General features: G+C 38.1%; 11 protein-coding genes. 3 read left to right on the top strand and 8 right to left on the bottom strand.

Annotated features, from left to right (window positions below):
- Positions 1–4: 4 nt before the first annotated feature.
- The 4 genes from NLW78_RS04010 to NLW78_RS03995 form a co-directional block, all read right to left on the bottom strand.
- Positions 5–1,969, bottom strand: coding sequence for a sensor domain-containing protein (locus NLW78_RS04010; protein ID WP_254495697.1), 1,965 nt, complete (start codon positions 1,967–1,969; stop codon positions 5–7).
- A gap of 27 nt (positions 1,970–1,996) precedes the next feature.
- On the bottom strand, positions 1,997–3,361 hold the full coding sequence (locus NLW78_RS04005; protein WP_254495696.1) for a TrkH family potassium uptake protein: 1,365 nt from the start codon (positions 3,359–3,361) through the stop codon (positions 1,997–1,999).
- Between the two features lie 137 nt (positions 3,362–3,498).
- Positions 3,499–3,933: a YwpF-like family protein gene (locus tag NLW78_RS04000; RefSeq protein WP_254495695.1), complete on the bottom strand. Its 435-nt coding sequence runs from the start codon at positions 3,931–3,933 to the stop codon at positions 3,499–3,501.
- Between the two features lie 113 nt (positions 3,934–4,046).
- The gene (locus tag NLW78_RS03995) at positions 4,047–4,583 is read right to left on the bottom strand and encodes an HD domain-containing protein (protein ID WP_254495694.1); all 537 of its coding nucleotides are present in this window, start codon (positions 4,581–4,583) and stop codon (positions 4,047–4,049) included.
- Positions 4,584–4,716: 133 nt separating this feature from the next.
- On the opposite strand from NLW78_RS03995, the gene NLW78_RS03990 reads away from it, so the two are divergent.
- Together NLW78_RS03990 and cysK are read left to right on the top strand one after the other, a co-directional pair.
- Positions 4,717–5,466 carry an SDR family NAD(P)-dependent oxidoreductase gene (locus NLW78_RS03990; RefSeq protein WP_254495693.1) on the top strand — a complete coding sequence of 250 codons (750 nt, stop codon included), beginning with the start codon at positions 4,717–4,719 and terminating at the stop codon, positions 5,464–5,466.
- 15 nt (positions 5,467–5,481) lie between these two features.
- The gene (cysK, locus tag NLW78_RS03985; protein ID WP_254495692.1) at positions 5,482–6,417 is read left to right on the top strand and encodes a cysteine synthase A; all 936 of its coding nucleotides are present in this window, start codon (positions 5,482–5,484) and stop codon (positions 6,415–6,417) included.
- A 175-nt stretch (positions 6,418–6,592) separates the two neighbouring features.
- Here cysK and NLW78_RS03980 read toward each other — a convergent pair whose 3' ends face one another.
- Complete coding sequence (locus tag NLW78_RS03980; protein ID WP_254495691.1) at positions 6,593–7,978, bottom strand: MFS transporter; 1,386 nt, start codon at positions 7,976–7,978, stop codon at positions 6,593–6,595.
- 121 nt (positions 7,979–8,099) lie between these two features.
- Here NLW78_RS03980 and NLW78_RS03975 point away from each other — a divergent pair, with 121 nt between their 5' ends.
- Positions 8,100–8,669, top strand: a complete 570-nt coding sequence (locus tag NLW78_RS03975) for an NAD(P)/FAD-dependent oxidoreductase (RefSeq protein WP_254496087.1) — start codon at positions 8,100–8,102, stop codon at positions 8,667–8,669.
- Positions 8,670–8,828: 159 nt separating this feature from the next.
- On the opposite strand, the gene NLW78_RS03970 is transcribed toward NLW78_RS03975, so the two are convergent.
- From NLW78_RS03970 to NLW78_RS03960, 3 genes are all read right to left on the bottom strand, one after another.
- Positions 8,829–11,087 (bottom strand): S8 family serine peptidase, encoded by a 2,259-nt coding sequence (locus NLW78_RS03970; protein ID WP_254495690.1) that lies wholly within the window; start codon positions 11,085–11,087, stop codon positions 8,829–8,831.
- Between the two features lie 24 nt (positions 11,088–11,111).
- Positions 11,112–13,490, bottom strand: coding sequence for a cell wall-binding repeat-containing protein (locus NLW78_RS03965; protein ID WP_254495689.1), 2,379 nt, complete (start codon positions 13,488–13,490; stop codon positions 11,112–11,114).
- A gap of 79 nt (positions 13,491–13,569) precedes the next feature.
- Positions 13,570–14,457, bottom strand: coding sequence for an N-acetylmuramoyl-L-alanine amidase (locus NLW78_RS03960; protein WP_254495688.1), 888 nt, complete (start codon positions 14,455–14,457; stop codon positions 13,570–13,572).
- Positions 14,458–14,534 lie beyond the last annotated feature (77 nt).

The raw sequence follows: 14,534 nt of genomic DNA, 5'->3' as shown, positions 1-14,534 counted from the left end.
TTGCTTATATGGCATATTTTCTCGAAAAAAAGGATTCTGCTTTCGTAGCACAGACAGGTTTACTAAAATAAAATCCTTGCATTTCATCGCACTTTTCGTTTTTTAAAAACTCTAACTGTTCTTTTGTTTCTACACCTTCAGCAACAACTTTCATATTTAAAGAGTGAGACATATTGATAATCCACTTAACGATTGCTTCATTTTGTCCCCGTCCTTCACGAATAAATAATTGATCAATTTTTAATTTACATAGTGGAAACTGACTTATATATTTCAACGATGAGTACCCTGTTCCAAAGTCATCAATGGAAACTTGAATGCCCAGTTTATGTAAACCGCTTAGCGTCTCCAAAATATATTCCTCATTGGCCATCGCCATACTTTCCGTAATTTCCATTTCTAAATACTTTGGTTCTAAATTTGTTTTTTCTAAGATATTTCCAACCTTCTCCACCAGGTTTTTTTGGAGAAATTGCTTCACAGACATATTCACACTAACTTTCACCGGTGGATAACCTTTATCTTGCCATTTTTTATTCTGTCTGCATGCTTCTTCAACCACCCATTCACCAAGTTCCTTGATCAAACCTGTCTTTTCGGCTAATGGGATAAATATATTTGGTGAAATGTTTCCTTTTTTCGGATGATTCCACCTTAACAACGCTTCAAAACCGATTAACTTTTTTTGTTTTATATCGATTTGAGGTTGGTAATGAAGGGAAAATTGCTTTTCCTTAATGGCTTTGTGCAATTCATTTTCAATTGTTAACATTTCTTTAAAGTTTTCGGTAATGGAAGACTCAAACAATTTATAATGATTGCGTTGTTTTTCTTTAATTACATACATAGCCGAATCGGCATGTTTAATTAAATCATTTGGCGTTGACCCGTTTTCAGGAAACAAACTAATTCCGATACTAACGGATGTGTAAAGTTCAAACCCTTCTACCCGAATTGGCTCTTGGAAAGCTGCAATTATGTTTTCCGCAAAGTGCTCTGCATCTTCTTCCGTAGTAATATTACGTTGCAATATAAGAAATTCGTCTCCACTCATCCTCGCAATAAAGTTGTTGCTATCAAGCAGCCCTTTTAGTCGGTTTGCACATGCTTTAAGTAGTTGATCACCAAATTGATAACCTAGTGTATCATTAATTTGTTTAAAATAATCAATATCCATAAAATGAACGGCTAATTTACCATGCTCTTCTTTACATTCTGACATCGCTTCTGACAATGTTTTATGAAAGAAGTTTCGATTCGGTAAATCGGTTAATTCATCATAATAAGCCATAAATTCAATATGTTGTTCGTTAATGATACGCTCTGTTACATCCCGTACCACAATAATCGACAGCATCTTATCCTCAAACGGGAACGGTTGAGGAGAAATTTCTAAGTAGATGGTTTCTCCATTACACTTTCTCCCTTTCCCAATATATGGACGATTCTCATGTTGATCCGGGTTCAATTCAATATAATGCTTTGAATGAATAATATCATGTATTTGCTTTTTTACTAAAAGCTCACGGCTATATCCGAACATGTTGGCAAAAGAACGATCACAATCAATAATTTGGCCGTTATCATGAATTACCATGCCTTCATCAGTATCACTCATAAGTTGATTTAACGTGCGGTACAAATGATCTTTTTCTTCATTTAAAGGCTGCAAAAATAAGCAATACAGATGACCTGCTTTAATACTTTTCACTTGTAACAGTGCATTTTTGTCATGTTGTTTATTCATAAAAAAACTAGTGCTCTCTCTCTTTTCGACCGCTTTCATATCAATTAAATGTGCAATTGTATCTGTTCCATCTGACTTAATATTTAGCAAGTAACAAGCCTGATCATTCGCATAAACAACCGTACCATGCAAATTTATGAACAAAATTGGGTCTGTTATTTCGTCTAGAAACCATTTTGGTACTGGAAGATGATTGCTTGATTCACTTGCATCATGAGCCATATTTTATCCCCCTAGGCGGTTGCGAGTTTAACCGATAATGATTTTTTCTTTCGGATAGTGATAGGTACCCTTTGTCCTCTCGTTCTTAAATGTAAACAAAAAGGTTAAAATTCCAATTCGTCCGATAAACATTAACATCATTAAAATTATCTTTGATAATGTCGTTAACTCTGGTGTAATACCCATGGAAAGTCCACAAGTTCCAAAGGCTGATGCAACCTCAAACATAATAGAAATAAGAGAAAATTCTTCGACAATTGATAGTAACACGACAGCAATGAAATACGTGATAATCGCCATTAACGTTACTACAACCGCCCTAAATAAATCTTCATGATGAATTTCCCTTCTAAACACGGAAACATTTTGACTCCCTCTGGCGAAGGTCAATATAAAAATAATTACTAACGCGAAGGTTGTTGTACGAATTCCTCCACCTACACTACTAGGTGACCCTCCAATAAACATTAATGCCGTGAGAACGAGTTGTGATTGCTCCGTATAAAGACTTACATCCATTGTCGATAATCCTCCACTTCTGGAGGTTGTCGACTGAAAAAGGCTATAAAAAACTTTTTCATGCCATGTTTTATCAGCATAAAAATGATTCCACTCCATAACGAGTAGTAAAACAAAGCCAACAATTACGAGAACGAAATATGTAAAAGTGGTTACTTTCGTAAATAAAGAGAAACGCATAAATTTCCGATCTTCTACAGATGAGAATAGGTATTGTTTCACTTCAATTAAAACAGGAAAGCCAATAGCTCCTAAAATAATCAAAAGAATGTGAATAAATTGAACAAAATAATCATTGCTAAATGGGATTAATGATTGACCAGTAATGTCAAATCCTGCATTTGTCGTCGCACTTACAGATGCGAAGAACCCTTGGTAAAAAGCTTCCTGCCAAGTAGGAAAATAGCGTAAAAAGTACGTACTTAAAATGAGAAACCCTAATAATTCAATTAGTAAAACTAAAGAAAGAATTCCTTTAATTAATTTCACAACGCCTTGGAATGATGTTTGGTTTTGGTCTGCCATAATAAGCTGACGTTCTTTTAACCCAATTTTCTTTCCAATTAATAGCCATATAAACGTCCCTAAGGTCATAATACCAATTCCACCGAATTGCAGGACAAATGCTAAAAAGAATACCCCAATTTCATTAAACGTATCAACAATCGAAATGGTTGATAGACCGGTTACACTTACTGCACTAACCGACGTAAATATAATATCTAACATCGTAAACTCGGCGTCGGGTCGATGCCCTATCGGTAAACTCAATAACAAAACCGCTAATGTTACTGCCCCTGCATAGAACAGTGCGATTGTTTGAAAAGGTGTTCGTTGTTGAAGCCAACTTGATAGCCGTGCCTGTTTATACATAATCTTTTTCTCCCTTAATATCAAAAATCCTGCTATTATTCATAACTTCTTCTATAGTGTATACAATAATTTATCTATTTCTGTATATTATTGGAATTTCCTCCCGAAATATGAACCCGCCTTTATGGCGGGAATTATTAGGATGACGTTCCTTGTGCTTTTTTGTTACGTTTTTTAAACATTTCCAATAATTCTTCACCTTGATAACCTTCTTCGATTAACTCTTGTAACATTTGTTCAACTTGTTCCTGTTTTCTGTCGACTAATTTGCCAATACACAAGACATTCATATGTTCACCAATATCGTTAAGAGACACTACCCTTGTTAAGACCGTTGCTGGAGGGTTTGTCTTTTTCGTAATTTTCACTTGCATTAGGATTTCACGATCGTCTTCCTGGCAATCCCGAAAAATACGAAAATATTTTTTGTCCATGTACGCTTCTACCAACCACTGGTTCCCATCATCTTCACGGTTAATAATTAAACCGTCAAGCAATTCAATTGGCCGTACATGTAATTCGTCCCCCATTTTTTCTAACAAGTCCATTGAGACAAGTTTAAAGGTTTTCATCGTATCATCCTCCATTTACTTATCCCCATTATAAAACGTAATTTCCTTCCATTCAAAAAAACATGATAAAAAAATTCATTCTCTTGAAAAAAACAAAAGAATGAATGATCATTTTACCCTGTTACACGTTCGTTTTCTTCTAAGTATTGTTCAATTTTATCATCCAACCGTTTTATATGATGTTTCGCATCTTCAATATCCATTTGCTTATAATGGTGCTGTCCCCCAGGCTGTTCGTCCATTTCATCTGCCTTAGCAACAACTTCTTGAAGGGGGGTACGGGACGATTCTACCGAAAACGGTAAATATGAATCCGTATGGAGTAGGACGGCCAAAGAAATTTCTTTTGCTACTTTTCGGTTTTCCCCTAATCGAATTAAAAGCTTATGAGCTCTTTCGGCCCCCTTTATAGCATGAATGTCGTGTTTACGATATTCATCATAATCCCATTTCCCATCACGGTACCACTCATAATGACCAATATCATGTAAAAAAGCGGCTTTTGTTGCCATATCTACTTCCACCCTATTCTCAACCGCAAGGCGGAAGGCGTGATATGCAGTGGACACAGCATGATTAATTCCAGATCGTCGTAAGTATTTTTGGGTTATGCGATGTTCAAAAATGTTTAATAACGTAACCTTCCGCAATGGAATCCCTCCAATAGTTTTTCAAAATAATATATCACAGTCACTTCGTCTTAGACAAGGTCCTTCATTTGTCTCTACCTTATGAGTTGGGTATGATAATGATACGTAATTATAAATGCGGGGAGTGTATTCATTGAGTTTCGAAAATGACACAGTCATCATTACAGGTGGTGCAAACGGAATCGGTAAAGGCCTTGCCTATACATATGCAAATAAGCAAGCCACTGTTATTTTAATCGATATTGATAAACAGAATGGGATGAAAGTGGCGAATGAATTGCGTACAGTTCATGATCGGATATTTTTTTACGAATGTGATATTCGTAATCCAAACGATATTGAGGCGACAGTACACTCCATCTTAGGAGAGGTTGACGTCCCTACTATCTTAATCAATAATGCCGGCATCAGTGCCTTTCAAAACCTATTCGATGTCACCGTTGAACAATGGGATAATGTGATAAACACAAATTTACGTAGTGTATTTTTATGGTCTCAAAAAATGGCTCACATTTGGAAGGATCTGCAGATAAAAGGCAGAATTGTCAATATTGCATCAACGAGAGCCTATATGTCTGAAAAAGATTCAGAAGCTTATGCTGCGACCAAAGGAGGCATTGTCGCCCTTACACATAGCTTGGCCATGTCCTTATCTCCATATTACATACGAGTAAACTCTATTAGCCCTGGGTGGATAGAAACGAATCAATATGATAAATTACGGGATATAGATCATGAGCAACATCCGTCTAGACGGGTTGGAAAACCTAGCGATATCGGAAAATCTTGTTTATACTTAACTGATGTGCAAAATGATTTTGTCAATGGTGAAGATATCGTCGTTGACGGGGGTATGACACGAAAAATGATTTACGAACATTAAGGAAGGATGATAACGATGCGCGTTGTCCATAACATCGCAGAATTAATTGGTGATACACCTCTAGTCAAATTACAAAAGTTAGCACCCGAAGGCGGTGCAGATATTTATTTGAAACTTGAAATGTACAATCCTAGCCGGAGTGTCAAAGACAGGGCAGCCTTTAACATGTTATTAGAAGCAGAAAAATCTGGTGACTTAAAACCAGGCGCCACGATTGTAGAACCAACTAGCGGAAATACTGGGATCGGATTAGCTATGAATGCTGCTGCCCGTGGATATAAATCCATCATCGTTATGCCTGATAGTGCAACAAAAGAGCGGATTAACTTATTAAAAGCTTACGGTGCAAAAGTTGTGTTAACTCCATCAGACAAGAAGATGCCAGGTGCCATTGAAAAAGCGAAAGAGTTAATAAAAGACATTCCGAACAGCTTTATGCCAATGCAGTTCGAAAACACAGCAAACGCAGATGCACACCGACACACAACAGCTCGAGAAATCATTGAAGCGATGGATGAAATCGGCAAACCCCTCTCCGCATTTGTTGCGACTGCAGGGACAGGCGGAACAGTAACAGGGACAGGAGAAGAGTTAAAGAAACATTTCCCAAACTTAACAATACATGTAGCTGAACCAGCAGGTTCACCAGTATTATCTGGTGGAAAACCAGGGAAACACAAACTTGTGGGTACAAGCCCTGGCTTTATTCCTGACATTCTAAATCAGGAAGTATATGACGAAATATTTCAAATAAAAGATGAAGATGCTTATGACATCACGAGAAGACTTGCACGTGAGGAAGGCATCTTAGTTGGTGCTTCTGCCGGTGCTTCTTGTTATGCTGCGATTCAGGTAGCAAAACGAAAATCACCAGGTGATGTTATTATCGCAATTGCACCAGATACCGGTGAACGCTATTTATCTGGTGACCTATTTCAGTTTGATGAGTAACAGTAAACCCGAGTCCTAATCTGACTCGGTTTTTTTACATTGAGAGAAAATTTTGTTCAATATAGACGTAACGCCTCTACTTAAGTTTAATCCGAGTACGAAATTTTCTAGTACGAATCTTCCATTCGTGCATGTCGGTTTCAAGCCTTATTATTTCAATAAAAAACCGAACCTATTAAGGTTCGGTTGCTTCATTTTTGGTATAAACGGTTCGGAAAAGTAGCATAGAGCCGATGATAATAACCATTAACACGAGGAAAATATCGCTATAAGCAGCGGAAGCTCCACTTTGAGCCAATATATTAATGGATTGTTCTGGACGATGGATATCTAATGCTTTTCCAATAAGAGCACCACTTAGTGCCCCAGCTACAAAATTCATTAAATTGAATACCCCCATCCCAACCCCTGTTTCTTCCTTAGGTAAAATGTTCGCAAGTAAATCTGCTGAAGATGCTTGAACTAGTGGAAAGTTCATCATAACAAGAATCATACATGCACTTATAATAAACACACTTAAACCAGCCACGACGGAAATGATCAATAGTCCAACACTTAACAAAATTAATGTTGCAATTAAAACAAGACGACTCCCTTTTTCGTCTACTAACCGGCCACCTTTTTGTCCAATTAACGCCGCGCTCATTGCGCCTGGGAACATCACTAGGCCAATCCCCATTGTTGTTAAAGCATGAACATCACGTAACATAATCGGTAATGTAAACATCATTCCGAACAAACAAAAAATACTAAAGAAGCTCGTTATAACAGTTATGACATAATTTCGATTTTTAAATAAGTGGGGAGGCACAAAAGGATTTGCCGCTGTTTTAGATCGCCAAAGGAATAAAAATAACAATAGGACAGTACCGATAAAGGCTGTACCGATTCCCATCGTTATGCCTATTAACAACGTAGAGACCGTCCCACCAATAAAGAACGCTCCTATGAAATCTACCTTTGCCTCTTTTTTCTCTTCATGGGGGAAGTTTTTACGTAAAAACGGTAATGAAATAATAATTAGGGAAGATGTTAAAAATAAGTATTCCCAGCTGAGGGATCCGGCAATTAATCCACCAATAATTGGTCCAATTCCAGATGCAAACGCCATTACCGATGATATGATTCCGAGTATTTTCCCTCTTTCTTTTGGAAAATAACGAATGGGCGCTAAAAAAACAAGTGCAGGTAACATAGACGCACCCACCGCTTGTATGACACGAGCCACTAAAACCATCGCATAGGACTGGGCAAAAAATCCGAACAACGAACCAATGAAAAACACTGATAAACCGAATGTAATTAACGTTTTAAACGGGTAAAAATCTGCAAGCTTTCCATAGGTTAGAGCACCAATTGCATAAATCATAATATATCCCGTCATAACCCAACTAACTTCAGAGGGCATTAAGTCGAAAGCATTTGCGATATCTGGGATTGCAATATTAAACATAGTACCGTTCATAACGGAAAACATAAGTACCATGCAAAGGGCAACAATAAGACCTTTTGGATTTTCTATATATATTTCATTATCATGGTTACTTGGTGTTTCACTCATACGTGTTTCCCCCTAGGAAGTAAAAATTTCGATTATCGAAATATACTTTATCGTTTATGACGATTACTTTCAATTAATATGTCTTTCATTATTCATAATTCTAAAGGAGTGTTACGAAATGATTTATGATGTAGCAGTGATTGGTGCAGGTCCATCAGGAGCAAGTGCTGCCATTTTTCTTGCAAAAGCAGGCAAAAAGACATTACTCGTCGACCATGGGAAAAGCATAACTAAAAAAGCATGGATTAAAAATCATTACGGTATTAAAGAGATTGATGGTCCTGAACTATTAGAAACTGGTATGCAACAAGCGAAAGCATTAGGTGCCGAGCTAAAGACAGATGAAGTAGAGTCCATCAGCCATGAAGGTCATCACTATATTGTGAAAATGGGGAAGCATGAATACGAAGCAAAACATATTTTATTAGCTACAGGCCTATCAGTAGCACTAGGAGAAAGCTTAGGTCTAAAGATTGTTGATGCACAAGAACCGCGAGTGGCGAAAAACATTAAAGTCGATCAACAAGGAAAAACGAACAAAAAAAATGTTTGGGCTGCTGGAACTGTTGCAGGTGAAAGTGTCCACACAATCATTACGGCTGGACACGGTGCTAAAGTTGCCGTCAATATTATTAGTGAGTTAAATAGTGAACGTTATGTAGATCATGACATTTTACAAAACAAAGATTAATGCATAGGGGGATTCGATGTACTTTCAATTTAAAATCTTTTCTGATTATATATCGAGTAGTCGGTGCTCAACCGTATGAACCATTTGTTCAAGTGTTACGTCAAATCGAACATGATGAACTATAAAGAAAGCCCGAAACAAAACTGTTTCGGGCTTTTTTTATTTGTTCTGTAATAGTGCACGAACTTCAATCGGGAGCACACCGTAACCGCCTAGAAAGGATAATTGTGCTCTATTGGCATTTCTATTATTTACCCATGTATTGATCTCCCCCATCGCTCCTACTTGGTGGTCTACTAACAATAGTGGTGCATTATTTATTGCAGCAATTGGTGACCCAGGCAGAGCATCAATAAAACTTTTACCACTTGAAAAATAAATATCTTGATTATTATATTCATCTTGAAAACGATTAGCAATTGCCAAACTCGTTTCGTATCGGTTCGTCCCTGCAATTCGTTCAATGGTTAATACACCAGCATTACGTAGTTGCTCTTCAACGATGCTCGGAACGGCCCCTTCACCACCAATAATGAATGCTTCAAGAGGTTTTCGTTCATTGATAAATGTAAGTACTTCAGTCGTTAAACCGTTAGGACTTGAAAATAAAATCGGTATTTGATTCATTCCGGCATACGGAGCAATTGATAGTGCGTCTGGTGATGTTGCGTTTCCAGTAGCGATGATAACAGAAGTACCTTGAGGCACCTGTTCAGCAATACGCACTGAAGTTTCATAACGACTTGTTCCTGCAACTCGAATTACTTCATAACCATTTTCCCTTAAGTGATCAGCAATTGAAGCCGAAATGGCTCCTTCTCCCCCTAGCAAATAAACAGTACTTGGATTGATCCTGGCAATCTCGTTACGAATGCTACTTGGTAGTTCATCCCGTTTGGTTAATAGCAATGGAGCATTTTGCTGCCTTGCTAACACACTGCCTGTTAGAGCATCAACTGGAATATCACCTCTACCTAAAACGATCGTATCTGCCCTATCAGGCCAACCAAATTTAGAAACTCGTACACTTGTTTCGTAGCGATTAGTCCCATATAAGTTGATGCCATAGGAAGTTTGAATCAACCCATATCCAAAAAGGTCATCTCGCCCTCCACTTCCTAAATCATGAACATTTTGTTGAACAATTTTGCGCATTTGTTGAACGGTTAAACTTAGATTTGCCTCTTTAATGAGTGCCAGATGACCAGCGACAAATGGTGAAGCCATCGATGTTCCACTAGATGTTTGATAGGTGTTATTTAAATGGGTACTTAATATCCGACTTCCTGGAGCTGCCACTTCAACTGTATTCCCAATGGAGGAGAAACTTGCAATATTATTATCTGTATTTGTCGCACTAACAGCTATAACTGAATCGTATCGAGCCGGATAATCCACTGTATCCCCGTTTCCTGCTCCGTCATTTCCTGCAGCCGCAACTAGTATGATTCCATTATTGTAAGCTTTATCAACTGCTGCCTTCAAAGAGCTTGCTCCAAAGTCCGTTCCTACACTTAAATTAATAATATCCATTTTATTTGTGATTGCCCAATCAATACCAGAAACCAAATTGGATAAATAGCCATTCCCACTTTCGTCTAACACTTTCACACTATACAATAGCGAATCTGGGGCAACGCCAACTATTCCAGTGTTGTTATTCTTCGCACCGATAATACCAGCTACATGAGTACCATGGCCGTTATCGTCAACATGGGAATCGGTATATCCTACAAAAGACTTTCCTCCACTAATCACTAAATCTTCATGAGGGGCAATACCTGTATCTACTACAGCTACTTTAACCCCTTTTCCGGTAAAATTTGATCGCCATGCTAAGGGCCCATTAATTCTGGTAATTCCCCAATCAATTTGTTGTTCTTTAATTTTAACAATCATATCCTCTTCTACATCTTGCACTTGTTCTTCATGCTCTAATTGTCTAATATTTTCTTCTGGCACAATTGCTGTTACCATCGAAATCGATTCCGCCTCGTTTACAATTGTTCCATCCAATTCCTCAATTAATTGACGGTCAACGTCTCCTTCAAATAAAATATTGACCATCTTACCTTCAACAACGGAGATTTGTTCATTATTGCCATTTACCGTAACTTTTAATGAACTGGAAGCATCTTCTTCAATACTGGAACGATAGTAGACAGCATAATCTTCTCCTTCTTCGACAATGGTTTGTTCAAATATTTCACCTTCGGCCTCATCACTGCTGCTCGTTCGTAAATATCCTTCCCTCTTGCCAACCTGCACCCGCTCTTGTATCCATTGTTCTACTTCAGCTTCTTTTTCTACAATATTTAACACATCTGATTTTGATAAATCTCCGAATTGGTCGCTCTTTTGACATGCACTTATAAATGTTACGACACATATTCCAACGACAAATAGATATTTTTTCACATTATCACCTATTTTCAATGCCTATTATTTGTTTAATGCTTTCATCATAATGTTCAGTCGTACATGTTCTGGAATCGGTCCATTTCCACCTAAAAATACTAATTTCGGTTCTATTGTTATGTCTTGTTCTAACCAAGTGGCCAATACTTCGGGTAATTGCTCTTTACGATCCACAAGTACGATCGGTCGATTGGCGTGAGCGGCTAGAGGTGATCCAGGAAGAGCATCGATAAAGCTTATCCCGCTAGCGAAAAAGACTTCACTTTTATCAAATTGTGACGTATACCGTTTTGCAATCGCAATACTCGTTTCATATCGGTTTGAACCCGCAATCCGCTCAATGTCTGTAATACCTATTTGCTTAACTTGGGATTCAACATTGGCGGATACAGCACCATTTCCCCCAATGATTGTAACCTTAGTAATCCCGTTTTCCTGTAAATATTGAATGGCATCTGAAGATAATTGTTTAGTATCGGTCAATATAATCGGGATTTGTTCCATACCCGCATAAGATGCAATAGACAAAGCATCCGGGGAATGTTCATTGCTAGTCGTAATAAAAACTTGGTTATGACTAGCATTCACCGCCGCTGCAATTTTGACTGAAGTTTCATGCCGATTTCCGCCGGCTATTCTTTTCGTAGTTATTCCACTTCTTTTCAATTCTTCTTCTACTTGTGAGGAAATGGCGCCACTTCCCCCCAGAAGATAAACTGTGTCAGGATTTAATCGTCTCAATTCCTCTTGAATAACCACTGGAAGCCCATTTGTTTTCGTTAATAATAAAGGGGCATTATACTTTTTGGCTAACACGCTCCCTGCAAGGGCATCAACGGGTACATCGCCTCTACCCAGAATCACGGTTTTTGAACCAGTTTCCCATCCTGTTTTTGATATGGCCACACTTGTTTCATACCGATCACTTCCTTCAAGGTTTGTAGTACCAATGCTTCTTAAATACGCGCTAGCTACATACCCTTTATCCCCTGTTGATGTAATGACCGGTAACCAAGTGTAATTTCCATTTGTTATTGTCTGACCAGTAATTTTGACTGATGTACCAGTCGGTAATGTTTTCACAATATCTGCACTTGTCGAAGCATAGCTTCTTAAATTAACATTGGACGTCGTCATCGAATATTTACGCCCCTCGTTTTCTACTTCCGAATGCGTCATAGCCCACTCTTTATAATGATCCCATATAGAAGTAGTCGCTTGTTCAAGACTCCAACTTCCAGTTCCTTTTAATTCATATTTGTGGACTAAATCCATCTTTGCTTTAATGGAGCGGTCATTTTCATACCAAATATGATAGGTTCCCGGACCCAATGTTCTTCCTGCAAAAGAAAATGGTGGGTCCTCATCTTTAATCGTGACAACCGCTTTCGGTGATTGGTAGCCCTCATCATAAGATAGTGTTGTTTCGTATTGATCTACCATTTGCTGTACTCGATAATTAGAAATTCCCGATCCACCAGATGTTGCCCCTTCCTTCCAATAACGGCCATAGAAAGGAACACCGAGTACAATTTGTTCAGGGGAAACACCTTCATTTAAGGCAAATAAAATCGAGTTTTCAACAAATGCATAACTCGCAACAGGCCCTTCCGGGCTTCCGGGATAGCTTTCATCGTAAGCCATAATCATTAAGTAATCAGCATACTTACTTAATGCATGATAATCATATGACCCATGCCATCCCTTATCCCATCCTTTAGGATTTGCAGCTACCGCTACGGACACTTCCTTATGTGCAGGAATTTTTTCCCGAAGAAGCCGAACTAAATCGGTATAGGCATCACGATCAATATCCGTAACATTCTCAATATCAACGTTTACACCATCCAAATTGTACTGTTCAATAGCATTGGCGATTTCATTAGATAATTGTTCACGATTTTCAAGGGCCGCCCGCCCGATAGATCGGTCCCAATGATTCGATAAAAAGGGGACAACTTTCATACCACGTGTATGCATTTCGTCAACGAAAGTGCGATCTACTTGCCATGACAATTTTAGCGAACCGTCTTCATGCAAATCGAAATAACTTGGAGATACTACATTTAATGAGTTATTCGTTTGATCTACATTTCGAATAAAATCTGTCGTTCCACCAACAAATAAATAGGACATATTGAAATCAACACTATGAGCTGACAGTTCCGAATCTCCAATCGGAACCGTCGTTAACAGCATTGTACCAACGAGAATATTAACTTTCGTGATCTTAAGCCGCTTATATTTTTCTTTTATCGATTGTACAATTCGCTTTGTTGCTGATGGCTCTCTTATTTTTTCGAATTCACTGGAAAATTCATGGAGAAAAATTGTTTCATCTATGTAAACATTAATTGTATATCCATCGTCGTTAGGAATCAGTTCATAACGTTGTACATTCATTTTTCCCACCCTCTCTAACTTTAGGGTTTGTAGTTAACGCCAATTTCATAACAGAAAAAACCTCGGCATTTTGCCGAGGTTACTTACGATAAACAGCTATGAAACTGTCATAGCCCGCTTGTTTTAGTTGCTGAACCCGCTTTTCTGCATTGTCCTTCTTCTGAAATGACCCTGTTACTACACGGTGATATACTGTATTTTCATACTGATAGTCTGTAATAAAACTGTCATAGCCCGCTTTTTTTAGTTCTTTAACTCGTTTTTCTGCGTTATCTCGATCTTTAAAAGACCCTGTCACTACACGATAATAAATACTTCCCGATGCGTCTCCACTATCCTGTTTCGGTGCTTTATATGGGAGGCCAAAAAATTCTAAAATCCCTTTTGTGTGTTCAATTACCACTTCGTGTTGAAAGTCTTTATCTATCATGAGCATTGCTTCTCTTTTGTTGTCCATAAATCCATTTTCCGTTAAGACAGCGTGCATCGATGTTTCCCGTAAAACGTGAAAGTTTGCTTCCTTAATTCCCCGATAATTTTGATCGGTACCTTGACGCAAATATTTTGCAATTGCTTTAGCTAAGTCTCCTGTCCGCTTATTCTTGTAGCCATTGTAAACATATAACTCAATACCAGATGGACTAGGTTCCTCAAAGGATCCGTCATAGGCATTGTAATGAACGGAAACAAATACAGCCACTACGTTTCTGCTTCCGTATTTGCTTTGATATTCCCGATACTTCTGATTGGCAAAGTCAGTTCGTTGCTTTAATGGAACGTCTTTATCCCCTGGTGCGGTTAAATAAGCATCAACATTATGGCGCTTTAGTTCTTCTACAATTTTCTTCGCTACTGGGGCATTAAATTCATTTTCTTTTATGGAGCGTCCTAGTTCCTCAATATACGGTGTTCGCTTACCTGGAGTATCCATACCATGCCCATCATCAATAAAGGCTAAATACTTCATTCTTCTCCCCCCTATTTATAGTATCGAATTAGAGAGACTGAAGTGTGCCCCTCCTTGCTTATACTAAATTTTGTTTG

The sequence above is a fragment of the Salirhabdus salicampi genome (genome assembly GCF_024259515.1).
In the GTDB taxonomy this organism is placed as follows: Bacteria; Bacillota; Bacilli; order Bacillales; family Alkalibacillaceae; genus Salirhabdus_A; species Salirhabdus_A salicampi.
Note: the sequence above shows the minus strand (reverse complement) of the source record. Positions and strands in the feature narration are given on the sequence as shown.